The following is a 22,937-nucleotide window of genomic DNA, read 5'->3' as shown; positions in this document are numbered from 1 at the left end:
TCGAGACGCATGACCAGCCGCCGCTACAACCGCATCCTCCTGAAGCTTTCGGGCGAAGTCCTGATGGGCGAAGGAGGGCTCGCCATCGATCCCGACGTGACCGCGCGCGTTGCCGCGGAAATCGCGGATGTGAAGGCGCAGGGCTACGAACTTTGCATCGTGGTGGGCGGTGGCAACATCTTCCGCGGGCTGGCCGCCGCGGCGCAGGGCTTCGAGCGCGCGACCGCCGATTACATGGGCATGCTCGCGACGGTGATGAACGCCCTGGCGGTTCAGAATGCGCTCGAGCAGATCGGCGTCGACACGCGCGTCCAATCCGCAATTCCGATGGAGTCAGTCTGCGAGCCCTTCATCCGGCGCCGTGCGATGCGGCACTTGGAGAAGAACCGCGTGGTGATTTTCGCTGCCGGTGTCGGCTCGCCGTTTTTCACAACCGACAGCGGCGCAGCGCTGCGCGCGGCCGAGATGAATTGCGACGCGCTGTTCAAGGGCACCAGCGTCGATGGCATCTACGATGCCGATCCCAAGAAGGTGCCAGCCGCCAAGCGTTACGAGACAATCTCGTACAATGCGGTATTGTCGAAGAATCTGAAGGTAATGGATGCGAGTGCCGTGGCTTTGTGCCGCGATTCGAACATCCCGATCGTCGTCTTCAACATCCGCGAGCATGGCAATTTCGCCGCCGTGCTGGCGGGTGAAGGCGTATCGACGATCGTCAGAAGCGAACAGGAGAGTGAAGATGCCGGCATATGACAAGGCAGACCTCGAGCGCCGCATGGCGGGCGCGGTCGAGTCGCTGAAGAGCGATCTCGGCGGCCTGCGCACTGGCCGGGCGTCGACCGCGTTGCTCGATCCGGTGACGGTCGAAGTCTATGGCTCGCAGATGCCGCTCAACCAGGTTGCGACCGTGTCCGTTCCCGAGCCGCGCATGCTTTCGGTGCAGGTGTGGGACAAGAGCAATGTCGGGCCGGTGGAAAAGGCGATCCGCTCCGCCGGCCTCGGGCTCAACCCGATCAATGACGGGCAGACCCTGCGCCTGCCGATCCCGGACCTGACCGAAGAGCGCCGCAAGGAACTGGCCAAGCTCGCGGGCTCGTATTCGGAAAAGGCCAAGATCGCGGTGCGCAACGTGCGCCGTGACGGAATGGACAATCTGAAGACCGACGAGAAGAAGGGCGTGATTAGCGAGGACGAGCGCAAGCGCCACGAAACCGAAGTGCAGAAGCTGACCGACAGCACGACCGCCGAGATCGACGCGGTGGCGAACGCCAAGGAAAAGGAAATCCTGGGGAAGTGACGGGCAAACAGCGCCTGCTGTCTAGCTCATGCGGGGGGCATGAGCGGCCCGGCGCGCAAGCCAGAGCCGGGGCATGAGCACCGCGCCCTCGTTAGCGGGCGGTGTCAGCGTAACCCCGCGGCATGTCGCGATCATCATGGACGGCAATGGTCGCTGGGCGAAGAAGCGACTGCTGCCGCGCGCTGCCGGGCACAAGGCAGGGGTGGAGGCGGTGCGCCGCGTCACCCGCCACGCCCGCGCGATCGGCATCGAAGCGCTGACGATCTACGCTTTCTCTTCGGAAAACTGGCGGCGGCCGGAAGAAGAGATTGGTGACCTGATGGGGCTGCTGCGGCTGTTCATCCGCAGCGATCTGGCCGAACTGGTGCGCGAGAACGTGCGATTGCAGGTGATCGGTGACTTTCGTAGATTGCCGGCCGACGTGGTGTCGTTGATCGACGATGCGGTCGCGCGCTGCGCCGGCAACACCGGACCGATCCTCGCGATTGCATTGAACTATGGCGCGCAATCTGAACTGGCGCGCGCCGCGCGGCGGCTGGCTGAACGGTTGCCGCCCGAGCAGATCGACGAAGCGGCAATCGAGGCCGAACTCGAGACGCGCAATCTACCACCACTTGACCTATTGATCCGCACGTCGGGCGAGCACCGCCTGTCGAATTTCCTGCTGTGGCAGGCAGCTTATGCCGAACTGCTGTTTGTCGACACGCTCTGGCCAGATTTCGGCGCGGCTGACCTAGATGCGGCAGTGGCGGCGTTTGGCAGCCGGCAACGCCGGTTCGGCGGCTTGTGAGAACACCCGACGCGAAGTTTCGGACGCCGTCGAACCTGCGGCTGCGCATGATCGCTAGTGTGGCGATGATCGCGGGCGCCAGCGCAGCGCTGTGGGTTGGCGGGATCGCCTTCTGGCTGCTTGCGGTGGTGATCGCGCTGCTCATGATGGCGGAATGGGCCGATCTGCAGAAGGTGACGCCGCGCGAGAAGCGTTTGGCGCAATATGGCCTGTCCGCCCCGCTCGCGGTGATGGCGCCGGCGTCGCTCGTGCTGGAAACGCGTGATTTCTTTTCGCTGGGGCTGCTGGCCGGTGCGGCGTTCTTCGTCGCGGCGGTGACGCGGCGATCGGCGCTGGGGAGCGGCGTGATCTACTGCGGGCTGCCGGTGCTCGCGCTGGTATTCATTCGGCGGCAGGACGAGGGGCTGCTGTGGGCCTTCTGGGCACTGTCGCTCGTCTGGGCGACGGATATCGGGGCGTTCTTTGCCGGGCGGACGATCGGCGGGCCGAAGCTGGCGCCGCGGCTATCGCCGAACAAGACTTGGGCCGGGCTGATTGGCGGCGTCGCTGCGGCGAGCGTGCTGGCGCTGGCGTTGCACGTACAGTTCGGCCTGCCTTGGCGCATGACGCTGGCGACGCCTTTCCTGGCGGTGCTGGCGCAAGGGGGAGACTTGTATGAAAGCTGGCTCAAACGGCGGGCGGGCGTGAAGGATTCGGGCACTATCCTGCCGGGCCATGGCGGTGTGCTCGACCGGATTGACGGCGTCGTGCCGGTGGCGCCGGTTGCGGCACTACTCGTGATCGCGCCATACCTGTACCGATGAAGACCGTCACGATTTTGGGCGCGACCGGTTCGGTCGGCACGTCGACGCTCGACCTGGTCGAGCGCGATCCGGAGGCGTTCCGCGTGGTGGCGCTGACCGCGAATTGCGACGTCACGCGACTGGCGGCGGCGGCGATCCGCACGCGGGCACAGCGCGCGGTGGTGGCCGACGAGGCCTGTCTTCCTGCGCTGCGCGATGCGCTCGCCGGGAGCGGGATCGCTGCAACCGGCGGCGCGGCTGCGGTATGCGAAGCGGCGGCGATGGGCGCTGACGTGACGGTCGCGGCGATCGTCGGCTGCGCGGGTCTCAAGCCGGCGATGGTCGCGGTGGAGCAGGGCGGCACGCTGGCGTTGGCCAACAAGGAAGCGCTGGTTTCGGCCGGCGACGTGATGAAAGTCGCAGTCGCGCGCCATGGTGCGACGCTGCTGCCGGTCGACAGCGAGCATAGCGCGATCTTTCAGTGCCTCGATGCGCGGCTAGCCGACCGGGTACGCCGGATCATCCTAACCGCGAGCGGCGGGCCGTTTCGCGACCGGACGCTCGAGGAAATGCGCGCGATCACGCCGGCGCAGGCGGTGGCGCATCCCAACTGGTCGATGGGTGCGAAGATATCGGTCGATTCCGCAACGATGATGAACAAGGGGCTCGAGATGATCGAGGCCTATCATCTGTTCCCGGTAACGCCGGCGCAGATCGAAGTCGTCGTTCACCGCCAGTCAGTGATCCATTCGATGGTAGAATATGTCGATGGATCGACAATTGCGCAGCTGGGAACGGCGGACATGCGCACGCCGATCGCCGGTGCGCTGGCCTGGCCCGACCGGATGGTGACACCGGGCGAGCGGCTCGACCTGGTGAAGATCGGCCGGCTGGACTTCGAGGCGCCCGATCCGGTCCGCTTTCCGGCCCTGGCGCTTGCCCGCGCGGCGCTGGAGGCAGGCGGGGCGCGGCCTGCGATCCTCAATGCGGCCAACGAAGTAGCGGTCGCGGCGTTTCTGGCTGGTGGCATCGGCTTCCTCGAAATTGCCGCAATCGTCGCCGATACGCTGGAACGCTACGATCCACCGGCACCCGATACGCTCGATGCGGTGCTGGACATCGACCGCGCGGCACGGGCGCTGGCGGAAGAGCGTGTGAAGGAACGCGTCGCTTGATCGAAACTCCCGGCCTGCTGCTGACGCTGCTTGCCTTCGTGCTGGTGATCGGGCCACTCGTGTTCGTCCACGAGATGGGCCATTACCTCGCGGGGCGGATGTTCGGCGTGAAATCGGACGCTTTCTCGATCGGCTTCGGCCGCGAGGTGGCGGGCTGGACCGACAAGCGCGGGACTCGCTGGAAAATCGGATGGCTGCCGCTGGGTGGCTATGTGAAATTTGCCGGGGACATGAACGCGGTGAGCCAGCCGTCGCCGGAGTGGCTCGCGCTGCCGCCGGAAGAGCGCAACAAGACCTTCCAGGCACAGCCGGTGTGGCAACGCGCGATCATCGTCGCGGCGGGGCCGGTCGTAAATTTCGCGTTGGCGATCCTGATCCTCGCCGGTTTCGCCTTCGCTTACGGTGACATGCGGACGCCGCCCGTCGTCGGCATGGTGGTCGACGGAAGCGCTGCGCAGCGCGCCGGCTTGCAGGCCGGTGATCGCATTGCACGGCTGGGCGACCGCGACGTGGCGATCTTCGAGGACATGCTCGCCTATACCCGGATCCACGCAGGCGAGGTGACCGAGGCGTCGCTGGTGCGCGGCGGCCAGGCGCTGACGCTGCCAGTGACGATCGGAACGGAGGAACAGACCGATCGCTTCGGCAATCACTACCGCATCGGCATGCTAGGGATCGGCCGGGTCGATAGCGTGACGGTGCCGGTAGGGTTGCTCGAGGCGCCGGTGGTAGCGGTGCGACGGACGGGTGAAATCGTATCGATGATGGTCGAAACGATCGGCCAGATCATCATGGGGCGCCGCTCGGTAAAGGAGCTCGGCGGGCCGCTATCGATCGCCAAGGTTTCGGGCGAGCAGATGACGCAAGGGCCGGATGCCTTCGTGTTCCTGATCGCGCTGGTTTCCATCAATCTCGGGTTCATCAACCTGCTGCCAGTTCCGATGCTGGATGGTGGACATTTGCTGTTCTACGCCATCGAGGCGGTGCGGCGGCGGCCAGTGGGGCCGGAGGTGCAGGAATGGGCTTTCCGCGGCGGATTGGCGGCAATTCTTGCGCTGATGCTGATGGTTACGTTCAATGATCTGGGGAATTTCGGGCTTTGGCGCAGCCTCGCAAGCTTGATTGGCTAATGAATCAAGGGCAGGGCGCGCGCGCAGGGGTCTGTTTGAGCTTTCCGGGGTGGGATTTGTGATTTTGTTGAACACTTCGTTTGCTCATCCGCGATCGATCGCGTTGCTGCTTGGCTGCACGATGCTTAGCGGGATTCCGACTCTGGCACTTGCTCAGGCCGTGCCTGCAACTCAGGCTCCTGCCGAGCCGGCACCCGCGGCCGCGCCGGTTGCGCCTGCGGTGGAGCGGCAGATCAAGTCGCTGCGTGTCGAGGGATCGCAGCGCATCGAGGCGGAAACTGCGCTCAGCTACACCAAGCTGCGGATCGGCCAGACGTATACCAACGAGACGCTCGATCAGGCGATCAAGGATCTGTACGCGAGCGACCTGTTCGCGGACGTCACGGTATCCGGCGCCGAGAGCGGCGACATCGTGCTGCGGGTGCGCGAGAACCCGATCATCAACCGCGTGATCCTGGAGGGCAACAAGCGCCTGAAGGAAGACAAGATCACGAAGGAGATCAGGCTCAAGCCGCGCCAGGTGTTCACGCGGACGGCGGTGCGGCAGGACGTGGCGCGGATCGTCGAACTGTATCGTCGCCAGGGCCGGTTCGGCGCCAGCGTCGCGCCCAAGATGGTCGCGCTCGATCAGAACCGCGTCGACGTGGTGTTCGAGATCAGCGAAGGGCCGAAATCCAAGGTCCGCCAGATCAACATCATCGGCAACGAGGTGTTCGACGACGACAAATTGCGCGAGCAGATGGCGACAAAGCAGGCACGCCTGTTCCGCTTGCTCTCGTCCAACACGACCTACGATCAGGATCGGCTGGCGTACGACCAGCAGAAGCTGCGGCAATTCTACCTGACCGAAGGCTATGCCGATTTTCGCGTGACGAGCGCGGTGGCCGAGCTGACGCCGGACAAGGAAGACTTCATCATCACGTACGTGGTGGAGGAAGGCGCGCGCTATAAGTTCGGCGAGGTGTCGGTCGACAGCGACATCCGCGACTTCGACGACAAGGCGCTGGCCAAGACCTTGGCGCTGAAGAAGGGCGATTGGTACAATGCCAAGCTGGTCGAGGACACGGTCGACAGCCTGAGCCAGACGACCGGCCTGTTCGGCTACGCCTTCACCGAGATCAGCCCCGAATTCCAGCGCGACAAGGACGCGCTGACGATGACGATCAACTTCCACATCGCCGAGGCGAAGCGGTCGTACATCGAGCGGGTCGATATCACGGGTAACACGCAGACGCAGGACAAGGTGATCCGGCGCGAGATCCGGCTGGCGGAGGGCGATGCGTTCAACAGCTTCCAGGTGAAGCGCTCGCAGGACCGCATCAACTCGCTGGGCTATTTCCAGGAGAAGTTCGAGATCAAGCAGACGCCGGGCTCGACGCCCGATCGCGTCATACTGGGCGCGAACGTCGAGGAGCGGGCGACGGGCGAGCTGCAGCTGTCGGCGGGCTTCTCGAGCCTCGAGCGGTTCATCCTCCAGTTCAACATCACGCAACGCAATTTCCGCGGCAAGGGCCAGGAACTGCGGCTCGGCGTAAACTATTCGAGCTATTCGAAGTCGGTCGAGCTCGGCTTCACCGAGCCGTACCTGTTCGACAAGAACATCGCAGTCGGCGTCGATGTGTTCCGGCGTGACTTCAATGCGTTCAACTTCGTAGGGAACGATCGCCAGACGACGTACAGCCAGGTTTCGACCGGTTTCCAGGTTCGTGCTGGCGTGCCGATGACCGAATATTGGTCGCTGTCGGCGCGATACGGCCTGTCATATGACGAGGTCGGGCTGGACGATCAGTTCTTCCGCAACGGCCAGTGCAGCCCGCTGATCGCCGGACGTTATCTGTGCGACGCGATCGGCAACCGATTGACCTCGTCGGTCGGTTATTCGCTGATCTATGACAGCCTCAACAGCCGTTTGCGACCGACCGCCGGACAGCGCTTCACCTTCAGCCAGGATTTTGCCGGGCTGGGTGGTGACGTCAAATATCTGCGCACGCGCTTCGACGCCGCGAAATATTGGGGAATCGGCAGCGGCTTCGTGCTCTCGGCGCTTGCCGAGGGCGGCTATATCCGCTCGTTCGAGGGCGATCGCGGCCCCGGTATCGATGGGATCCGGATCACCGACCGCTTCTATCTGGGTGAGCCGCAGTTCCGTGGCTTCAACATTCGCGGTGTCGGCCCGCGCGTACAGCGTATTCCGTACACGACCGATGCCACGGGCAAGCAGGTTCTGGTGACTGATCGTAACAGCATCACCGACGATGCGTTGGGTGGCAAAGCCTATTATCTCAGCCGCCTAGAACTTGAGATCCCGCTCGGCGCGGGCGCGCGCGAGCTGGGCTTGCGGCCGTCAGTATATGTCCAGGCGGGCAGCCTGTTCAGCATCAGGCGCCCGTTGCCGACCGCCGAATTCCCGACGACGGTCAATGCCAATGGCGAGACGATCGTGCTGCCGTTGCCAGAGCGTAATGACGCCGGCCAGACGCTCTACACACTGCCCAGCGGTGAACGGACGACCTGCGCGGCTGGTATTCCCGGCGCGAATGGATCGTGCAACGGCATCATCCCGAACGGGTCGACGAACCTGTCCGATCCCTTCCTCGAGCGCTTCCTGGGTGATTCACCCAAGCCGCGCCTGTCGGTCGGTTTCGGCGTCAATTGGACCTCGCCGTTCGGACCACTTCGTATCGACATCGCCCGCGCGCTGCTCAAGCAGGACGGCGACGACGACAAGCTCATTACCTTCAACGTAGGAACGCAGTTCTAATGACCAACTTCAAGAAAATGCTGCTTGCAGCAACGCTCGCCACCCCCGCTACTCTCGTCGCAGGCGGCGCCGCGGCGCAGGTTTCCGGCATCGCCGTTGCCAATCCCGAGCAGGCCGTCGCCGCTTCGAAGGCCTGGACCGCGGCGCGCGGCCAGATCCAGACGACCTACAAGACCCAGCTCGATCAGGCGACGACGCGTCGCAACGCGATCCAGGCCGAATTGCAGCCGCTCGTGACCGCCTATCAAACAGCCGCGAAGGCTCCGGGTGCGACGGAAGCGTCGCTTCGTCCGCAAGCTCAGGCCATCCAGACCAAGCAGCAGGCGGCGCAGGCCGAACTCGCGCGGCTGACCCAGCCGGCACAGCGCGCGGAAGGATATGCGATCGAGCAGATCAGCGCAAAGCTCCCCGACGCCGTCCAGGCGGCGGTTCGTGCGCGCAACGTGACGCTGTTGCTCCGTCCTGAAGCCGCGCTGTTCGCTCAGCCTGCGGCCGACATCACGGCGGCAATCACGGCGGAACTCGACAAGACCGTGCCCACGGTCGGCATCACGCCGCCAGCTAATTGGCAGCCTGGCCAGCAGGGGCAGCAGGGCCAGGCCGCAGCGCCGGCACCAGCGCGCCCGACAGGCCGCTGAGCCGAACGCGGTGACTGACACCACGGCGGTCGCGATCGGCCCGTTCGACGTGGCTCGAGTGATGGCGGCGTTGCCGCATCGCTATCCGATGCTGCTCGTCGACCGGGTCGAGCAGCTGGTGCCTGACGTGTCGATCACCGCGATCAAGGCGGTGACGATCAACGAGCAGTTCTTCCAAGGGCATTTCCCGGGCCGGCCGATCATGCCGGGCGTGCTGATCGTCGAGGCGCTGGCGCAAGCCGCCGGCGTTCTCGCGGTCGAGAGCCTCGGGCTCGCCGGGACGGGCAAGCTTGTGTACTTCATGTCGATCGACGGGGTGAAGTTTCGCAAGCCGGTCGAGCCAGGCGTGCTGCTGCGACTGGAGGTTTCATTTCTCCAGAAGCGGTCGCGGGTGTGCAAGTTTGCCGGACGCGCGCTGATCGATGGTGAGCTGGCGGCGGAGTGCGAATTCACTGCGATGATCGCGGATCCGCCCGCGGCTGCTTGAAATGGACGGGCTGACCGCGTTCGGTTTGATCGCGGTCAGCCTGATGCTTGTCTGTTACGCGCTGGAACGCCGATCGCACTGGTGGGTGCTCGGGTTCGCCGGATCGTGCGCTTTGGGATCGGCTTATGGTTTCCTGCAGGGAGCCTGGCCGTTCGGCGTGGTCGAGGCGATCTGGTCGGTCGTGGCGCTCGATCGCTGGCGTCGGGCGGGGTGACGTTGCGCGCGGCGCAACGCTCTGCTAGGCGCGCCGCTTCCTTTCGGCTGGTCGGTAACCAGCCACTTCGGAGACTTGCGACGTGAAGACAGATACTCACCCCGACTATCACATGATCAAGGTGCAGATGACCGACGGCACCGTGTACGAAACTCGCTCCACCTGGGGCAAGGAAGGCGACACGATGACGCTCGAGATCGATCCGCTGGCGCATCCGGCATGGACCGGCGGCAAGGGCACGATGCTCGACGCGGGTGGCCAGGTTGCGCGCTTCAACAAGCGGTTCGGCGGCGGGATCACGCTCCGCAAGTAACGAACGGTTTACCACCGCGGCGTAATACTAATCTATGTTCGCCGCGGAATTCGAGCCTGCAGAGACGAATGGCCGGCGCCGCAGCCCGCGAGCGCCGGTTTCGTTTGACGCCAGCATGGGGCAGGGCGGCCTTGGTCGCACGCTGTGCAAGGTAATCGACATTTCGATCCATGGCGCGCGCATCCAGACGTATTCGGCGATGCGGCGCGGTTCGACGATCTGGCTTAATTTGCCCGGGATCGGCCCCGTCGCGGCCGACGTCAGGTGGGCGGACGATTATACGGCCGGCTGCCAGTTCCAGAAGCCGCTCGACCAAGACGCTTTCGAGCGATTGGCGGCGCTTTGATGCGACGCTAGACCTTTGCGTCGGCTGACGATTGCCGACGAGGAGGCTGCATTTTGGCAGTGTATGTCGACAACGCGAACATCCCCTTTCGTGGCCATCTGATGTGCCACATGCTCGCTGACAGTATTCCGGAACTGCACGCAATGGCTGATGCGATCGGGATGCAGCGGCGCTGGTTTCAGCCTAAGAGCTTCCCCCACTACGACGTGCCACGCGATCGCCGCGACGCTGCCGTGCGGTTGGGCGCTATCGAGGTCGATCGTCGCGGCATCGTACGCGTGATGCGGCGGCTGCGCGCCGACCCGGTATTCGTGGCGGCGATGAAGCAGGAACGCGAGCGCCATGCCGATGCAATGGGCCACGGGTAAGAAGTGGCGGATGGGGTGGGATTCGAACCCACGGTGAGCGTGAACCCACGGCGGTTTTCAAGACCGCTGCCTTAAACCACTCGGCCACCCATCCTTCAGCCCCAGCCCTGTGGCGCGGTGCGGCAATGCGTGCAAGCCCGACGATGAATTCCGGTTCCGCGCGCTGCCCCGCTGTGTCAAACAGAGGCTGTGAAGGGGATGCGTACCATTATTCGTTTTATTCGTAGCGGCGTGGCCGTGCTTATCGCGTTGACGTTCGCCAGTTCGGCCACGGCGCAGGACGAGGCCGGATTTCAAGCCTATCTGCCGGAGCTTCGTGCGCAAGCATTGCGGGAAGGTGTGCGGCCGGCCACGTTGGACGCGGTGTTGCCCACGCTTACCTTCAACGAGCGGGTCGTTGCACTCGATCGGCAGCAGCCCGGCAACCCGAACTCGACCGCCACACCGCCGTTCGCGCCGTACAAGGCCCGCCACGTCGATGCAGCACGGATCGGGCGGGGCCGCACGGCGTACGCCGCGAACCGCAGCCGGTTGGCTCGGGTGGAGGCGGAGACTGGGGTTCCCGAGGCGGTGATGGTCGCGATCTGGGGGCATGAGACGAATTACGGCAGCTACACGGGGGACTTCGATCTGCTGCGCAGCTTGGCGACGCTGGCTTATGAGGGCCGGCGCCGATCGCTGTTTGCAGGCGAGTTCGTCGCGACGCTAAAGATCCTCGATCGCGGCATCCCTCGCTCCACGCTGGTGGGTAGTTGGGCGGGAGCGACGGGCAATCCGCAGTTCCTGCCGTCGATCTACCTGCGGCTCGCGCGCGACGGCGACGGGGATGGCCGGGCGGATATCTGGAGAAGCCAGGCGGATACGCTGGCGTCGATCGGCAACTATTTCGTCAGTGCCGGCTGGCGAGCGGGCCAGCCATGGGGCTTCGCGGTATCGGTACCGACGGGCTTCGATCGCAGCGGACAACGCAACCAGCTCGTATCGCCGCGCTGCCCTCGGGTGTTCGAGCGGCACAGTCGCTGGCGCACCATGGCGGAATGGCGCGCACTCGGTATTGCGCCACAAGGCCGCAGTTGGCCGGGCGACAACGTGCTCGCAACGCTGATGGAGCCGGACGGTCCGGGTGCAACGGCGTATCTGCTGACCGGCAATTATCGCGTGATCCTCGATTACAATTGCTCGAACTTCTATGCGCTGTCGGTGGGGCTGCTGGCCGATGCGGTCGAACAATAGCCCGCTGATCGCGCTGATGTTGCTGAGCGCCTGCAGCGGCGCGGGCGAGATCGATCGGCCGCCGGTGACAGCCGACGCGCCGAAGCGAGGCGGGCTGGTCCCGCTGCCGCCCGAGGCGGGTACACCCGACGGGCCGGCCGGCACGTCGGGCATGGGGCCTTCGCGCTACGATCAGGTCGGCATTGCGAGCTGGTATGGCGAGGAGCTCGCGGGTGCGCCGACTGCGAGCGGAGCGCCGTTCGCGCCGGACGCGATCACCGCGGCGCACCGTACACTGCCGCTCGGATCGCACGCCGAAGTGACATCGCTCGACACCGGGCGGACGATCGTCGTGCTGGTCAACGATCGCGGGCCCGGCCGTGACGATCGCGAGATCGATCTGTCGCGCGGCGCCGCTGCGTTGCTCGGCCTGGACGGGCGGCCGACTGCACCGGTGCGCGTACGCGGGACGATCGTCACCCCGTCTGATGCTGCGGCGCTGAAGGCCGACCGTGCGGCGAGTGCTAGGCTGGATACGCCACCAGCGCTCCTGGCGGCGTTGCGCGCTCAGTTGCGCACCTATACGCCACCGTCGAAGCGCATTGCGGCAGTATCATCGCCGCGAATAAAGCCCCGCGCGACGACCCTTGCGAGTGGCTATCTCGTTCAAGTGGGCGCCTTTTCAAGCGAGGACCGTGCGGAAAAGCTTGCTGACGTGCTCGGCGGGCGCGTCGAAAGCAATGGCGGGCTCCATCGTGTGCGGCTCGGGCCGTTCGCGGACGCCGTATCCGCCGAACGCGCACGTGACGGCGCCGCACGGCGCGGCTATGGCGACGCCACGATCATCGTTCAGCCCTGAAGCATTCACTGCGGAGCCCGAGTAGAGCGTTCATGTCCAAGATCCTGTCCTATCTCGCCGTTCCGGCCATCGCGCTGTCGATCGCTTATCCATCGGCCGCCTCTGCGCCGCAGTTCCAGACGCCGGCGCCCGTCGCATTCATGCAGGATCTGTCTTCCGGGGCAGTGCTCTATGCCAAGGATGCCGATCGCCGCATGCCGCCGGCGTCGATGGCGAAAATGATGACAGCCTATGTCGCATTCGACATGATCAAGCGCGGCGAGCTGAAGCTCGATCAGGAATTCGAGGTTCGCCCGGAGACGTGGAAGCGCTGGCACGGCCCGGCGGCGGGATCGACGATGTTCCTGTCGGTCGGCGAGAAGGTGTCGGTGCAGAACCTGCTCTACGGCATCGTCGTGCTGTCGGGTAACGACGCGTGTGTGGTGCTGGCCGAGGGCATTTCGGGAACCGAGGAAGCGTTCGTCCAGCGGATGAACGAGGCGGCGCAAAAGCTGGGGCTGAGCAATAGCCGCTTCGGCAATTCCAACGGCTGGCCCGACAATGGCATGACCTATGTCACTGCGCGCGATCTTTCCAAGCTGGCGGGGTCGACGATCGAGGAACATCCCAAGCTCTACAAGCAATTCTATTCGCGGCGTGATTTCACGTGGGGGAAGACGCTAGGTTCGGGGACCGACATCACGCAGGCAAACCGCGATCCGCTGCTGGGCCGTGTCGCCGGCGCGGATGGGCTTAAGACCGGGCATACCGAGGAGGCAGGCTACGGCTTCACCGGATCCGCCGAACAGGGCGGGCGGCGGCTGGTGATGGTGCTGGCGGGGCTCACCAGCTTCAACCAGCGGATTTCCGAATCGGTGCGCTTCATGGATTGGGGCTTTCGAGCTTGGCAGGCCAAGCCGATCGTGAAGCAGGGCCGCAAGGTGACCGAGGCCGACGTGCAGCTTGGTGACGCGGCTACCGTCGGGTTGGTCGCGCCGCGTGATCTGAAGGTGGCGCTGCCGTCGGGCGCGGTGCCGGCGATGAGCGCGAAGGTGGTGTATCAGGGGCCGTTGAAAGCGCCGATCAAGGCCGGCGCGCATGTCGCCGACCTTGTCGTCACGTCGCCCGGCCTGCCGACGCAGACGATGCCGCTGGTGGCAGAAGCCGATGTCGGCGAGGCGGGCTTCTTCGGGCGCGCATGGGCCGGGCTGACCGGGCTGTTCGGATGATCGGCCGCTTCCTCTCGCTCGAAGGCGGGGAGGGGGCGGGCAAGTCGACGCAAGTGCGCGCGCTCGCCGCCGCGTTGGAAGCGCGCGGCTTCCCGGTTCGCGTGACGCGCGAGCCGGGCGGCAGCGAGGGCGCGGAGGCGATCCGTGGCTTGCTGATGCAGGGCGATGTCGCGCGGTGGAGCGCGCATGCCGAGACACTGCTGTTCGCCGCCGCGCGTGCCGACCATGTCGAGAAGGTGATCCGTCCGGCGACCGAGGCTGGGATCTGGGTAATTACCGATCGGTATATCGATTCGACGCGTGCCTATCAGGGCGCGGCGGGCGGGATCGATGATGCCGCGATCCTGGCACTTCATGGCTTCGGCGCGCGCGGTTTGCTGCCGGATCGCACATTCGTGCTCGATTTACCGATCGACGAGGGCGCGCGCCGGGCCGCAGCACGCGATGGCGCGCTTGCGGATCGCTTTGCGATGCGTGGGGAGCATTTTCACGCGGAGGTCGCGCGCGGGTTTCGCGCGTTCGCACAGGTTGAGCCGGACCGGTTCCGCGTGATCGATGCCACGCAACCGGCCGATAGAGTGACGGCCGACCTGCTCGCCGGGCTCGCCGACCTGCTGCCATGATGGAATTGCGCGGCAATCGCGCGGCGCGCGCTGCGTTCGAGGCTGCAGCCAGGGGCGGCCAGCTTCACCATGCGTGGTTGTTCGCCGGCGCGCCGGGGATCGGCAAGGCGAGCTATGCGCGTGAGGCCGCCCATGCGTTGCTCGCGCGCGCCGCGGGCAACGGGAGCGGGGATCGGACGCGCTCGCTGATCGTCGCCGGCTCGCATCCCGACTTTCGCGTGCTGGAGCGGTTGCCGAAGGACGGCAAAGCCGATGGCGATCTCGCGCGGAGCATCACGATCGCGCAGGTGCGCGCGCTGCAGCCGCTGTTCGCGACCACGCCGTCGCTCGGGCCGCGCCGCGTGGTGCTGATCGATGCGGTCGACGATCTCGAACGGTCCGGGGCGAACGCGCTGCTCAAGAACCTCGAGGAACCGCCGGCGGGAACGATTTTCCTGCTAATCAGCCAGGCGCCCGGGCGGCTGCTGCCGACGATCCGGTCGCGGTGCCGGCTGCTGCGGTTCGAGCCGCTCGGCCGCGATGACATGCTCGCGGCGCTCGGTGATGCACTGCCCGAGGCGAGCGACGCGGAGCGCGAGGCTCTGGTGCGTGCGGGGGCGGGATCGCCGGGGCGCGCGCTGCGCTTTGCGGGGCTTGAGCTCGGCAAAATCGATGCGGCGCTGGCGTCGATTGCACGCGGAGGGGATCGCGGCAACGGCGAGCGGGTGCGGCTGATGCGGGCATTGTCGTTAAAGGCCGCGCAGCCGCGCTACGAGGCGTTCCTGGATCGCGTGCCGACGTTCCTCGCGGAGCAGGCACCGTATCGCGCCGGCGAAGCGCTGCGTACCGCGCTCGACGCCTACCAGGACGCGCGCGACATCGCGGCGAGCGCCCGCGCGCTGTCGCTCGATCCGGGCGGCACGGTGTTCGAACTGGCGGGGGTGGTCGCGCGGCTCGCGCGATAGTAGAGGCGATCGCCTATGGCCGAGCCGTTCTACATCACCACCGCAATCTCCTATCCCAACGGCAGGCCGCATATCGGCCATGCTTATGAAGCGATTGCCGCCGACGCGATCGCACGTTTCCAGCGGCAAGCTGGCCGTGACGTGAGGTTCCAGACCGGAACCGACGAGCATGGCCTCAAGATGGTGCAGACGGCGCGCGACCGCGGCGTCGAAGTAGCCGATCTCGCGGCGGAAATGTCTTCGCTTTTCCGTGCGATGTGTGACGATCTGAATGTGTCGTATGATCGCTTCATTCGGACCACCGACGCGGATCATTATGTCGCGAGCCAGGCGATCTGGCGCGCGATGGAGGCGGCTGGGGACTTGTACCTCGATCGTTACGAGGGCTGGTATTCGGTCCGCGATGAAGCCTTCTACGACGAGAAGGAGCTTGTTGTCGGGGAGGGGGGCCAGAAGCTTTCGCCGCAGGGAACCCCGGTGACCTGGACGGCCGAAGAGACGTGGTTCTTCCGGCTTTCCAAATATCAGCAGCCGTTGCTGGACCTGTACGCGGCGAACCCGGATTTCATCCGTCCCGATGCGCGGCGCAACGAGATCATGCGCTTCGTCGAGGGTGGTCTGTCCGACCTGTCGGTGTCGCGCACCAGCTTCGACTGGGGCGTGCCGGTTCCGGGGAGCCCCGGGCACGTGATGTACGTGTGGGTCGATGCGCTGACCAATTATCTCACCGGAGCGGGCTATCCCGACGGCGACCAGCGGTACTGGCCCGCGGATCTGCACCTGATCGGCAAGGACATCGTCCGCTTTCACGCCGTGTACTGGCCGGCGTTCCTGCTATCGGCGGGGATCGCATTGCCCAAGTCGGTGTTCGGGCATGGCTTCCTGCTCCATCGCGGCGAGAAGATGTCGAAGAGCGTCGGCAATGTCGTCGATCCGGGTGATCTGGCGAAGGCGTTCGGGGTGGATGCGTTACGCTACTTCCTGTTGCGCGATGTGAGCTTCGGACAGGATGGCAGCTACTCGGCTGAAGCCATTGTAACGCGGGTGAATGCCGAGCTCGCCAATTCGTTCGGCAACCTTGCGCAGCGAACGCTGTCGTTCGTGGCGAAGAACCTCGGTGCATTGCCTGAGGCCGGTCGTGCCGAAGAGGCCGACGGGCTGTTGATGGAAGAGGTATTCGTCGCCGCGGCAGGGCTGAAGACGGCATTTGGCGATCTGATGCTCAGCCAGGGGATCGAGGCGTGGATGCGCGGCGTGTTCGCGTGCAATCAGTATATCGATGCGCAGGCGCCGTGGACGCTGCGGAAGACCGATCCAGAGCGTATGCACGCGGTGCTTCGTACGCTGGTAAGGGCAATCCGTATTCTGGCGATCGCCATCCTGCCGGTGGTGCCGCGCGGTGCCGGGGCCATCCTCGACCAACTTGGCGTCGAGCCGGACGCGCGCGATCACGCGGCGATCGATGATGATGGCTGGTATCAACGGCGGATCGCGACGGGTTTGCCGTTGGCGGCACCGAGCCCGGCGTTTCCGCGGCTCGAGCTGCCGGTAGAGGTCGCCTGATGCTCGCCGACAGCCACTGCCATCTCAATTACAAAGGCTTGGTGGACGAACAGCAGGCGGTGCTCGAACGCGCGCGTGCGCGTGGCGTGACAGCGATGCTCAATATCGCAACGCGCGAGAGCGAATGGGACGACGTACTGGCGACAGCCGAGCGCGAGCCGGATGTCTGGGCGACGGTCGGCATCCATCCGCACGAGGCGGACCAGCATCCGCATATCGACACGGCTCGGCTGGTCGAGCGGGCGAGACATCCCCGGGTCGTGGGGATCGGCGAGAGTGGGCTGGACTATTTCTACGACCATTCGGATCGCGCGCGGCAGCAGACGAGTTTTCGCGCGCATATTGCCGCCGCCCGCGAGGCGCAGGTGCCGATCATCGTCCATACGCGCGACGCCGAGGAGGATACCGCGACGATCCTGCGCGACGAGCTGGAACAGGGGTCCTTCACCGGGGTCATCCACTGCTTCACTGGCACCGGCGCGTTCGCCGACATTGCGCTCGACCTCGGCTTCTACATTTCCATCTCGGGCATCGTGACATTCAAGAGCGCCAGGGATTTGCAGGAGACCGCCGCACGGCTGCCGCTCGACCGCTTGCTGATCGAGACCGATGCGCCGTTCCTCGCGCCGGTGCCACACCGCGGCAAGACTGGGGAGCCGGCCTTCGTAGCTGACACGGCCAGTTTTCTCGCTCAGCTTCGTGGGGACGATATCAATACTTTGCAGGAAATTACGGCGCACAACTTTCACGCGCTCTTCAGCAAGACGCTTGCATGAAGGTACGGATGCTCGGTTGCGGAACGTCATCAGGCGTGCCGCGGATCGGCAATGACTGGGGCGCGTGTGATCCGGCCGAGCCGCGCAACCGGCGCTCGCGCGTGTCGATCCTGGTGGAGCATGAAGGCACGCGGATCTTGGTCGATACCGGGCCGGACATGCGCGCGCAGTTGCTGGCGGCCGATGTCGGCATCGTCGATGCGGTGATCTGGACGCATGAACATGCCGACCATGTATTCGGCATCGATGATCTGCGGCAGATCTTCCACGCGCTCGGCCGTCCCGTCCCAGCGTATGCGCGGCACGGTACGCGCACCCGGCTTGAGTCGATGTTCGAGTACATCTTCAACGGTCGGCATGGCTATCCGCAAGTCGTGGCGCTCGGCGACCTACCCGACGTGCTGCGGATCGGAACGATTACGGTGCGCACAGTCGATCAGCCGCATGGTTCGATTACCTCGGCGGGATTACGCTTCGAAGCTGACGGCAAGACAATCGGCTATGCAACCGATATCAGCGCTATGACGGACGATCTTCGAGCACATTATCGGGATCTCGACGTGTGGATCATCGATGCGCTGCGCCGACGGCCGCATCCAACGCATCCAGCGCTCGCGCAGGCGCTCGAATGGATTTCGGAGCTTGCGCCGGCTCGCGCGGCGCTGACCCATATGGACCAGTCGATGGATTATGCGACGCTGGCGGCTGAGCTGCCGGCGAACGTTGAGCCCGGGTATGACGGGCTGGAGTTCGAGCTGTGAACGATGGCGCGCACGCAGCGATGCTGGCGATCATGCTGATCTTGCCACTGTCAGCGCTGATCGCGCGGCGGCTGCCGCTCGGGCCGACCCTAAAGATGGCTGCGGCCTGGGTAGCCATCTTTGCCGTGGCGGCGATCCTCGTCACTCAGATCGATCGGTTTCGCAGCGGCAGTGACGACGCCAGTACGACGCGCGGACAGACGGTGCGGATCACGCGCGATGCCGATGGCCATTACCGGGTCGACGCGCGCATCAACGGGGTGATGCGGCGGATGATGATCGACAGCGGCGCGACCACGACTGCCTTGTCGAGCGCGACCGCCGAGGCCGCTGGCGTTAATATCGAGGAAAGTACGTTTCCGCGGCTGATCGATACAGCGAATGGCCAGGTTTCGGCACGCACCGCGCGGATCGAGCGGATGGCTGTCGGATCGATCGAGACACGCGACCTACCGGTTGTGGTATCGGAGGCGTTCGGCGATCAGGATCTGATCGGGATGAACTTCCTGTCGCGGCTTGGCTCGTGGCGGGTCGAAGGCGGGACGATGATATTCACAACGCTACCCGACGAGAATTAACATAATGCTTATTATCGGCTTAAACGATGCCTGAGCAGGGGGATGCCCCTATCGAGCGCCTGCGCGCTGTGATGGCACGGTTACGCGATCCGGAGCGAGGCTGCGAATGGGACGTCGCTCAGACGTTCGCGTCGATCGCTCCCTATACGATCGAAGAAGCCTATGAGGTCGCCGACGCTTGTGCCCGCGATGACATGGCTGACCTCAAGGACGAGCTTGGCGACCTGCTGCTTCAGGTGATCTTTCACAGCCGCATCGCTGAAGAAGCCGGCTCGTTTGACTTCGACGCGGTGGCAACGGCGATCGCCGACAAGATGGAGCGCCGGCATCCGCACATTTTCGGTTCAGCGGAGGCCGGTGGCCATCACCTTTGGGAAACGATCAAAGCTGAAGAGCGCGCCGCAAAGCCCGATCCGAGCGCGCTGGCAGGCGTGGCGCTTGGCTTGCCCGCGCTGATGCGGGCAGAAAAGCTGCAGAAACGCGCCGGGCGGGTCGGGTTCGACTGGCCGGATCCTGCCGGGCCCCGGGCGAAGATCGACGAGGAATTGGCGGAGGTCGCGGAGGCGGCGTCGACGGATCAGGCTGAAGAGCTTGGCGACCTGCTGTTCGCTGTCGTGAACTGGGCCCGGCATCTCGGGGTGGATGCCGAAGCGGCGTTGCGGGCAGCTAACGGCAAGTTCGAGCGGCGCTTTCGATCGATGGAGGCCATCGCCGGAGGCTCAATCGCCGGGCGCGATCTTGCCGAGCAGGAAGCTTTGTGGGTGGCGGTGAAGGTCAAGGAACGGCGTTAGGCGCTAGTTGATCAACACTGGTTACTGCGTCGGTAACTACGCCGCGTCGCCGTGCCGCTCGCTGAACCGATCATAGTCCTGCGGTGACATTCGCACCTCGTACACCGCCGCGTCCCCCTCGATTTCCTGGTGCAGCACTTCGCCATGCTGGTGAAGCCATGCCGCCCCGGCACCGTCGCCGGCGGCGAGCGAAAGCGTGTAGCGCTGGTGACCCTGCGTCAGACGTTCAGCGAGGGTTTTGACAAGCTCATCAGCCCCCTCCCCGGTCAACGCCGACAGCGCTACGACGTCCTCGCGGCGCTCGGCCTCGCCGAGCAGTTCTACCCGTGCATCATCGTCGAGTAGATCGAGCTTGTTCCAGATTTCCAACCGCGGCGTCGATTCAGGAACGCCGATGTCGGCCAACACCCCTTCGACATCGGCGCGCTGCGCCTTCGTGTCCGGGTGCGCCACATCGCGGACATGGATCAGTACATCGGCGGAGATTACTTCCTCGAGCGTCGCCTTGAACGCGGCGACGAGTTGAGTCGGCAATTCCGAGACGAAGCCGACGGTGTCGGAAAGGATCGCCTTGTCGATGCCCGGCAGGCTGATCTGACGTAGTGTCGGATCGAGCGTCGCGAACAGCATGTTCTCGGCCGTGACATCAGCGCCGGTCAACCGGTTGAAGAGTGTGGACTTTCCGGCATTGGTATACCCGACTAGCGCAATGATCGGCCATGGCGCGCGCTGGCGCCGTTCGCGATGCAGGCCGCGCGTGCGGGTGACTTGGTCGAGTTCGCGGCGAAGCCGCGCCATGCGGTCGCGGATCAAGCGGCGATCGGCCTCGATCTGCGTTTCGCCCGGACCGCCAAGGAAGCCGAAGCCGCCGCGCTGCCGCTCAAGGTGAGTCCAACTGCGTACGAGCCGCCCAGCCTGATAGTCGAGGTGGGCGAGTTCGACCTGCAATCGGCCCTCGGCAGTGGCCGCGCGCTCGCCGAATATCTCCAGGATTAGCCCGGTGCGGTCGATCACCTTGGCCTCGAGCGCTGTTTCGAGGTTGCGCTGCTGGATCGGCGACAAGGCAGCGTCGAACACGAAGAGCGACGCTTCCGCCTGTCGCCCGACCGTAGCCAGCTGCTCGACCTGCCCCGAGCCGATCAGCGTCGCGGCGCGCGGCGCGCGGACGCGGATCGCATGCCGGTCGACCACATCGACGCCGATCGCGGCAGCGAGCCCGGCGGTCTCTTCCAGTCGCGCCTCGGCGTCGCGGGAAGAGCCGCCCATGTCCGGGAAGACCACAACGGCGCGGGCGCCGCGGGCGAATTCGTCACGATCGCGTTCGAAACCGTTGGTCAATCTTCGTCCGAACCTGTTGTTTCCTCGGCAAGGTTCAGCGCCCGTGCCGGCTGGATGGTGGAGACTGCATGCTTGTAGACAAGCTGCGACGTGCCATCGCGCTGGAGCAGCATGCAGAAGAGATCAAAGGCTGCGATATGGCCCTGAAGCATCACGCCATTGACGAGGAACATCGTCACCGGATCCTCGGACTTGCGAACTGCGTTGAGAAAAATTTCCTGCAAAAGCGGTTGCTTCCGGCTCGCGTCACCAAGCTGTTCGACAATCGCTGCGACATCGACCTGCGCGCCGGGCATGATCGTGGAGATCGCGTGCTTATAGATGAGTTGGCTCTGCCCGTCGCGGCGCAGCAACACGGAGAAATTATCGAACCAGGTGACGATGCCCTGGAGCTTGACGCCCTTCACCAAGAAGAGCGTGACTGGCGTCTTCGACTTGCGCAATGCGTTGAGAAACAGGTCCTGAAGCGAGCTCTGCTTGTCGGCCATGGGTTTATTCCCTTCGTTCTTGGCGGGGTTTTCCCCGCGGTGCGCCGGTGCCCGGCGTCGGTTGGCGGCCCTGACGGCGCGCCACCTGCTATGTAGGTACGGCTGTCTTCACGGTCCAGCGGCTCATTCGTCGCGCGTATCGGTGATCCCCAACAGCTTCAATTTGCGGTGAAGGGCGGATCTTTCCATGCCGATGAAGGTAGCGGTACGTGAAATGTTGCCCGAGAAGCGCCGGATCTGGACCTTGAGATATTCGCGTTCGAACGACTCGCGCGCCTCGCGCAAAGGGGAGCCCATGATGGCGTTGGTGTTGCCGCCGCCCTGCTGCTCGCCGAGCACTTCGATCGGCAGCAGGTCGATATCGATCCGGCCGATCCGATCGCCCGGCGCGAGGATGATCGTGCGCTCGACCACGTTGCGCAACTGGCGGACGTTGCCCGGCCAGTCATAGGATTGCAGCGCCACCATAGCATCGGTCGCGACTTCCGGCGCGGGTACGCGGCGCTCGGCGGCGTAATGCGCGACGAAATGATCGACGAGGGCCGGAATATCTTCGCGCCGTTCGGACAGTGACGGGATCAGGACGGGCACCACATTGAGACGGTAGTAGAGATCCTCGCGGAAACGGCCCTCGGCGATCTCGTGCGTCAAATCGCGCGCTGTGGCCGATACCACGCGCACATCGACTCGTACGATCCGCGTGCCGCCAACGCGCGTAAAGCTCTGGTCGGTTAAAACCCGCAGGATGCGCCCCTGCGTGGTGATCGGCATGTCCGCAATGTCGTCGAGGAATAGCGTGCCGCCATGCGCCTGTTCGAGCAGGCCGGCGCGAACGAGGTCACCGCCCTCCTCTACCCCGAACAGTTCCTCCTCGACGCGCTCGGGAGTCATGTTCGCCGCGCTTACGACGGTGAAAGGGCTGGAGGCTCGCTGGCTCCAGCCGTGAAGCAATCGTGCGGCAACTTCCTTGCCGACTCCGGCGGGGCCGACGATCATGACACGGCTGCCCGTTCCTGCAACGCGCTTCAATGTCGCACGTACGGCGTTGATCGCGCTGGAATTGCCGGTCAGGTCGGTGTCGCGGCCGGCAAATCGCCGCAGGCTCGCGACTTCGCGCCGCAGCCGCTCGGTCTCGGTCGCGCGCTCGACCATCAGCAGGAGGCGTTCGGCTTGGAACGGCTTTTCGATGAAGTCAGCGGCGCCCTGACGGATCGCGGCAACCGCAGTGTCGAGGTTGCCGTGCCCTGAGATGACGAGCACCGAGATTGACGGATCGCGCCGCTTGATCTCGGCAAGCAGCTCAAGCCCATCTAGCCGCGAGCCCTGCAGCCAGACATCGAGCAGTACGAGGCTTGGTCGGCGCTCGGCAATTGCCGCGAGCGCCGAATCGCTATCGGCGGCGGTGCGCGTCTCGTAGCCTTCGTCTTCCAGCACGCCGGAAACCAGTTCGCGGATGTCGAGTTCGTCGTCAACGACGAGGATGTCTAGCGCCATG

At 64.9% G+C, this 22,937-nt stretch carries 26 protein-coding genes and 1 tRNA gene; 23 read left to right on the top strand and 4 right to left on the bottom strand.

Features of this window, described 5'->3' with window-relative positions; translation table 11 throughout:
* The first annotated feature begins 9 nt into the window (after window positions 1-9).
* The 13 genes from pyrH to LLW23_RS00160 all read left to right on the top strand — a co-directional run bounded on the left by pyrH (window position 10) and on the right by LLW23_RS00160 (window position 10,301).
* Window positions 10-753 carry a UMP kinase gene (gene pyrH, locus LLW23_RS00220; RefSeq protein ID WP_228946807.1) on the top strand — a complete coding sequence of 248 codons (744 nt, stop codon included), beginning with the start codon at window positions 10-12 and terminating at the stop codon, window positions 751-753.
* Window positions 740-1,297: a ribosome recycling factor gene (frr, locus tag LLW23_RS00215; protein ID WP_228946806.1), complete on the top strand. Its 558-nt coding sequence runs from the start codon at window positions 740-742 to the stop codon at window positions 1,295-1,297. The genes pyrH and frr overlap by 14 nt, the downstream gene beginning before the upstream one ends.
* Window positions 1,298-1,370: 73 nt before the next feature.
* Window positions 1,371-2,087, top strand: coding sequence for a polyprenyl diphosphate synthase (gene uppS / locus LLW23_RS00210; RefSeq protein ID WP_228946805.1), 717 nt, complete (start codon window positions 1,371-1,373; stop codon window positions 2,085-2,087).
* A 47-nt stretch (window positions 2,088-2,134) separates the two neighbouring features.
* On the top strand, window positions 2,135-2,890 hold the full coding sequence (locus LLW23_RS00205; RefSeq protein ID WP_228946804.1) for a phosphatidate cytidylyltransferase: 756 nt from the start codon (window positions 2,135-2,137) through the stop codon (window positions 2,888-2,890).
* On the top strand, window positions 2,887-4,044 hold the full coding sequence (locus LLW23_RS00200) for a 1-deoxy-D-xylulose-5-phosphate reductoisomerase (protein ID WP_228946803.1): 1,158 nt from the start codon (window positions 2,887-2,889) through the stop codon (window positions 4,042-4,044). Before LLW23_RS00205 ends, LLW23_RS00200 begins: the two co-directional genes overlap by 4 nt.
* Window positions 4,041-5,174 carry a M50 family metallopeptidase gene (locus LLW23_RS00195; protein WP_228946802.1) on the top strand — a complete coding sequence of 378 codons (1,134 nt, stop codon included), beginning with the start codon at window positions 4,041-4,043 and terminating at the stop codon, window positions 5,172-5,174. Before LLW23_RS00200 ends, LLW23_RS00195 begins: the two co-directional genes overlap by 4 nt.
* Before the next feature lie 121 nt (window positions 5,175-5,295).
* Window positions 5,296-7,935 (top strand): outer membrane protein assembly factor BamA, encoded by a 2,640-nt coding sequence (gene bamA, locus LLW23_RS00190; RefSeq protein ID WP_228946801.1) that lies wholly within the window; start codon window positions 5,296-5,298, stop codon window positions 7,933-7,935.
* Window positions 7,935-8,573 (top strand): OmpH family outer membrane protein, encoded by a 639-nt coding sequence (locus tag LLW23_RS00185; protein WP_228946800.1) that lies wholly within the window; start codon window positions 7,935-7,937, stop codon window positions 8,571-8,573. The genes bamA and LLW23_RS00185 overlap by 1 nt, the downstream gene beginning before the upstream one ends.
* 61 nt (window positions 8,574-8,634) lie before the next feature.
* Window positions 8,635-9,060, top strand: a complete 426-nt coding sequence (gene fabZ, locus LLW23_RS00180; protein ID WP_228948636.1) for a 3-hydroxyacyl-ACP dehydratase FabZ — start codon at window positions 8,635-8,637, stop codon at window positions 9,058-9,060.
* Between the two features lies 1 nt (window position 9,061).
* The gene (locus tag LLW23_RS00175) at window positions 9,062-9,274 is read left to right on the top strand and encodes a hypothetical protein (RefSeq protein ID WP_228946799.1); all 213 of its coding nucleotides are present in this window, start codon (window positions 9,062-9,064) and stop codon (window positions 9,272-9,274) included.
* A gap of 82 nt (window positions 9,275-9,356) precedes the next feature.
* The gene (gene rpmE, locus LLW23_RS00170; protein ID WP_228946798.1) at window positions 9,357-9,587 is read left to right on the top strand and encodes a 50S ribosomal protein L31; all 231 of its coding nucleotides are present in this window, start codon (window positions 9,357-9,359) and stop codon (window positions 9,585-9,587) included.
* Between the two features lie 34 nt (window positions 9,588-9,621).
* Window positions 9,622-9,933, top strand: coding sequence for a PilZ domain-containing protein (locus LLW23_RS00165; RefSeq protein ID WP_228946797.1), 312 nt, complete (start codon window positions 9,622-9,624; stop codon window positions 9,931-9,933).
* A gap of 59 nt (window positions 9,934-9,992) precedes the next feature.
* Window positions 9,993-10,301 (top strand): DUF4031 domain-containing protein, encoded by a 309-nt coding sequence (locus LLW23_RS00160; RefSeq protein ID WP_228948635.1) that lies wholly within the window; start codon window positions 9,993-9,995, stop codon window positions 10,299-10,301.
* A 4-nt stretch (window positions 10,302-10,305) separates the two neighbouring features.
* Here the strand turns inward: LLW23_RS00160 and LLW23_RS00155 are convergent.
* Window positions 10,306-10,395: transfer RNA gene (locus LLW23_RS00155), tRNA-Ser, on the bottom strand.
* Window positions 10,396-10,499: 104 nt separating this feature from the next.
* Here LLW23_RS00155 and LLW23_RS00150 point away from each other — a divergent pair.
* The 10 genes from LLW23_RS00150 to mazG are packed head-to-tail and all read left to right on the top strand — an operon-like array spanning window position 10,500 to window position 19,616.
* Window positions 10,500-11,534 carry a lytic murein transglycosylase gene (locus LLW23_RS00150; RefSeq protein WP_228946796.1) on the top strand — a complete coding sequence of 345 codons (1,035 nt, stop codon included), beginning with the start codon at window positions 10,500-10,502 and terminating at the stop codon, window positions 11,532-11,534.
* Window positions 11,518-12,372: a septal ring lytic transglycosylase RlpA family protein gene (locus tag LLW23_RS00145; protein ID WP_228946795.1), complete on the top strand. Its 855-nt coding sequence runs from the start codon at window positions 11,518-11,520 to the stop codon at window positions 12,370-12,372. Before LLW23_RS00150 ends, LLW23_RS00145 begins: the two co-directional genes overlap by 17 nt.
* Window positions 12,373-12,404: 32 nt before the next feature.
* Window positions 12,405-13,580 carry a D-alanyl-D-alanine carboxypeptidase family protein gene (locus LLW23_RS00140; RefSeq protein ID WP_228946794.1) on the top strand — a complete coding sequence of 392 codons (1,176 nt, stop codon included), beginning with the start codon at window positions 12,405-12,407 and terminating at the stop codon, window positions 13,578-13,580.
* Window positions 13,577-14,203, top strand: coding sequence for a dTMP kinase (gene tmk, locus LLW23_RS00135; RefSeq protein WP_228946793.1), 627 nt, complete (start codon window positions 13,577-13,579; stop codon window positions 14,201-14,203). Before LLW23_RS00140 ends, tmk begins: the two co-directional genes overlap by 4 nt.
* Window positions 14,200-15,147 (top strand): AAA family ATPase, encoded by a 948-nt coding sequence (locus LLW23_RS00130; protein ID WP_228946792.1) that lies wholly within the window; start codon window positions 14,200-14,202, stop codon window positions 15,145-15,147. The genes tmk and LLW23_RS00130 overlap by 4 nt, the downstream gene beginning before the upstream one ends.
* Before the next feature lie 15 nt (window positions 15,148-15,162).
* On the top strand, window positions 15,163-16,710 hold the full coding sequence (gene metG, locus LLW23_RS00125) for a methionine--tRNA ligase (RefSeq protein ID WP_228946791.1): 1,548 nt from the start codon (window positions 15,163-15,165) through the stop codon (window positions 16,708-16,710).
* On the top strand, window positions 16,710-17,486 hold the full coding sequence (locus LLW23_RS00120) for a TatD family hydrolase (protein WP_228946790.1): 777 nt from the start codon (window positions 16,710-16,712) through the stop codon (window positions 17,484-17,486). The genes metG and LLW23_RS00120 overlap by 1 nt, the downstream gene beginning before the upstream one ends.
* Window positions 17,483-18,247 carry an MBL fold metallo-hydrolase gene (locus LLW23_RS00115; protein WP_228946789.1) on the top strand — a complete coding sequence of 255 codons (765 nt, stop codon included), beginning with the start codon at window positions 17,483-17,485 and terminating at the stop codon, window positions 18,245-18,247. Before LLW23_RS00120 ends, LLW23_RS00115 begins: the two co-directional genes overlap by 4 nt.
* Window positions 18,244-18,825 carry a retropepsin-like aspartic protease family protein gene (locus tag LLW23_RS00110; protein ID WP_228946788.1) on the top strand — a complete coding sequence of 194 codons (582 nt, stop codon included), beginning with the start codon at window positions 18,244-18,246 and terminating at the stop codon, window positions 18,823-18,825. Before LLW23_RS00115 ends, LLW23_RS00110 begins: the two co-directional genes overlap by 4 nt.
* 26 nt (window positions 18,826-18,851) lie before the next feature.
* Window positions 18,852-19,616 carry a nucleoside triphosphate pyrophosphohydrolase gene (gene mazG, locus LLW23_RS00105; RefSeq protein ID WP_228946787.1) on the top strand — a complete coding sequence of 255 codons (765 nt, stop codon included), beginning with the start codon at window positions 18,852-18,854 and terminating at the stop codon, window positions 19,614-19,616.
* A gap of 36 nt (window positions 19,617-19,652) precedes the next feature.
* On the opposite strand, the gene hflX is transcribed toward mazG, so the two are convergent.
* From hflX to ntrX, 3 genes are all read right to left on the bottom strand, one after another.
* Window positions 19,653-20,954 carry a GTPase HflX gene (gene hflX / locus LLW23_RS00100; protein WP_228946786.1) on the bottom strand — a complete coding sequence of 434 codons (1,302 nt, stop codon included), beginning with the start codon at window positions 20,952-20,954 and terminating at the stop codon, window positions 19,653-19,655.
* The gene (hfq, locus tag LLW23_RS00095) at window positions 20,951-21,442 is read right to left on the bottom strand and encodes an RNA chaperone Hfq (RefSeq protein ID WP_228946785.1); all 492 of its coding nucleotides are present in this window, start codon (window positions 21,440-21,442) and stop codon (window positions 20,951-20,953) included. Before hfq ends, hflX begins: the two co-directional genes overlap by 4 nt.
* A gap of 123 nt (window positions 21,443-21,565) precedes the next feature.
* Window positions 21,566-22,936 (bottom strand): nitrogen assimilation response regulator NtrX, encoded by a 1,371-nt coding sequence (gene ntrX / locus LLW23_RS00090; RefSeq protein ID WP_228946784.1) that lies wholly within the window; start codon window positions 22,934-22,936, stop codon window positions 21,566-21,568.
* Between the last annotated feature and the right edge of the window lies 1 nt (window position 22,937).

This window comes from Sphingomonas radiodurans (genome assembly GCF_020866845.1).
GTDB classification, from domain to species: domain Bacteria; phylum Pseudomonadota; class Alphaproteobacteria; order Sphingomonadales; family Sphingomonadaceae; genus Sphingomonas; species Sphingomonas radiodurans.
This window is presented reverse-complemented; position numbering and strand designations above follow the sequence as displayed.

Bases quoted from the DNA above. Each gene is read 5' to 3' on its own strand.
- bamA (WP_228946801.1), top strand. From the start codon at position 5,296: ATGCTTAGCGGGATTCCGACTCTGGCACTTGCTCAGGCCGTGCCTGCA.
- LLW23_RS00165 (WP_228946797.1), top strand. From the start codon at position 9,622: ATGTTCGCCGCGGAATTCGAGCCTGCAGAGACGAATGGCCGGCGCCGC.
- metG (WP_228946791.1), top strand. From the start codon at position 15,163: ATGGCCGAGCCGTTCTACATCACCACCGCAATCTCCTATCCCAACGGC.
- tmk (WP_228946793.1), top strand. From the start codon at position 13,577: ATGATCGGCCGCTTCCTCTCGCTCGAAGGCGGGGAGGGGGCGGGCAAG.
- LLW23_RS00120 (WP_228946790.1), top strand. From the start codon at position 16,710: ATGCTCGCCGACAGCCACTGCCATCTCAATTACAAAGGCTTGGTGGAC.
- LLW23_RS00185 (WP_228946800.1), top strand. From the start codon at position 7,935: ATGACCAACTTCAAGAAAATGCTGCTTGCAGCAACGCTCGCCACCCCC.
- uppS (WP_228946805.1), top strand. From the start codon at position 1,371: ATGAGCACCGCGCCCTCGTTAGCGGGCGGTGTCAGCGTAACCCCGCGG.
- LLW23_RS00145 (WP_228946795.1), top strand. From the start codon at position 11,518: ATGCGGTCGAACAATAGCCCGCTGATCGCGCTGATGTTGCTGAGCGCC.
- hfq (WP_228946785.1), bottom strand. From the start codon at position 21,442: ATGGCCGACAAGCAGAGCTCGCTTCAGGACCTGTTTCTCAACGCATTG.
- frr (WP_228946806.1), top strand. From the start codon at position 740: ATGCCGGCATATGACAAGGCAGACCTCGAGCGCCGCATGGCGGGCGCG.
- LLW23_RS00150 (WP_228946796.1), top strand. From the start codon at position 10,500: ATGCGTACCATTATTCGTTTTATTCGTAGCGGCGTGGCCGTGCTTATC.
- pyrH (WP_228946807.1), top strand. From the start codon at position 10: ATGACCAGCCGCCGCTACAACCGCATCCTCCTGAAGCTTTCGGGCGAA.
- LLW23_RS00115 (WP_228946789.1), top strand. From the start codon at position 17,483: ATGAAGGTACGGATGCTCGGTTGCGGAACGTCATCAGGCGTGCCGCGG.
- mazG (WP_228946787.1), top strand. From the start codon at position 18,852: ATGCCTGAGCAGGGGGATGCCCCTATCGAGCGCCTGCGCGCTGTGATG.
- ntrX (WP_228946784.1), bottom strand. From the start codon at position 22,936: ATGGCGCTAGACATCCTCGTCGTTGACGACGAACTCGACATCCGCGAA.
- LLW23_RS00200 (WP_228946803.1), top strand. From the start codon at position 2,887: ATGAAGACCGTCACGATTTTGGGCGCGACCGGTTCGGTCGGCACGTCG.
- LLW23_RS00130 (WP_228946792.1), top strand. From the start codon at position 14,200: ATGATGGAATTGCGCGGCAATCGCGCGGCGCGCGCTGCGTTCGAGGCT.
- fabZ (WP_228948636.1), top strand. From the start codon at position 8,635: ATGGCGGCGTTGCCGCATCGCTATCCGATGCTGCTCGTCGACCGGGTC.
- LLW23_RS00140 (WP_228946794.1), top strand. From the start codon at position 12,405: ATGTCCAAGATCCTGTCCTATCTCGCCGTTCCGGCCATCGCGCTGTCG.
- LLW23_RS00205 (WP_228946804.1), top strand. From the start codon at position 2,135: ATGATCGCTAGTGTGGCGATGATCGCGGGCGCCAGCGCAGCGCTGTGG.
- LLW23_RS00175 (WP_228946799.1), top strand. From the start codon at position 9,062: ATGGACGGGCTGACCGCGTTCGGTTTGATCGCGGTCAGCCTGATGCTT.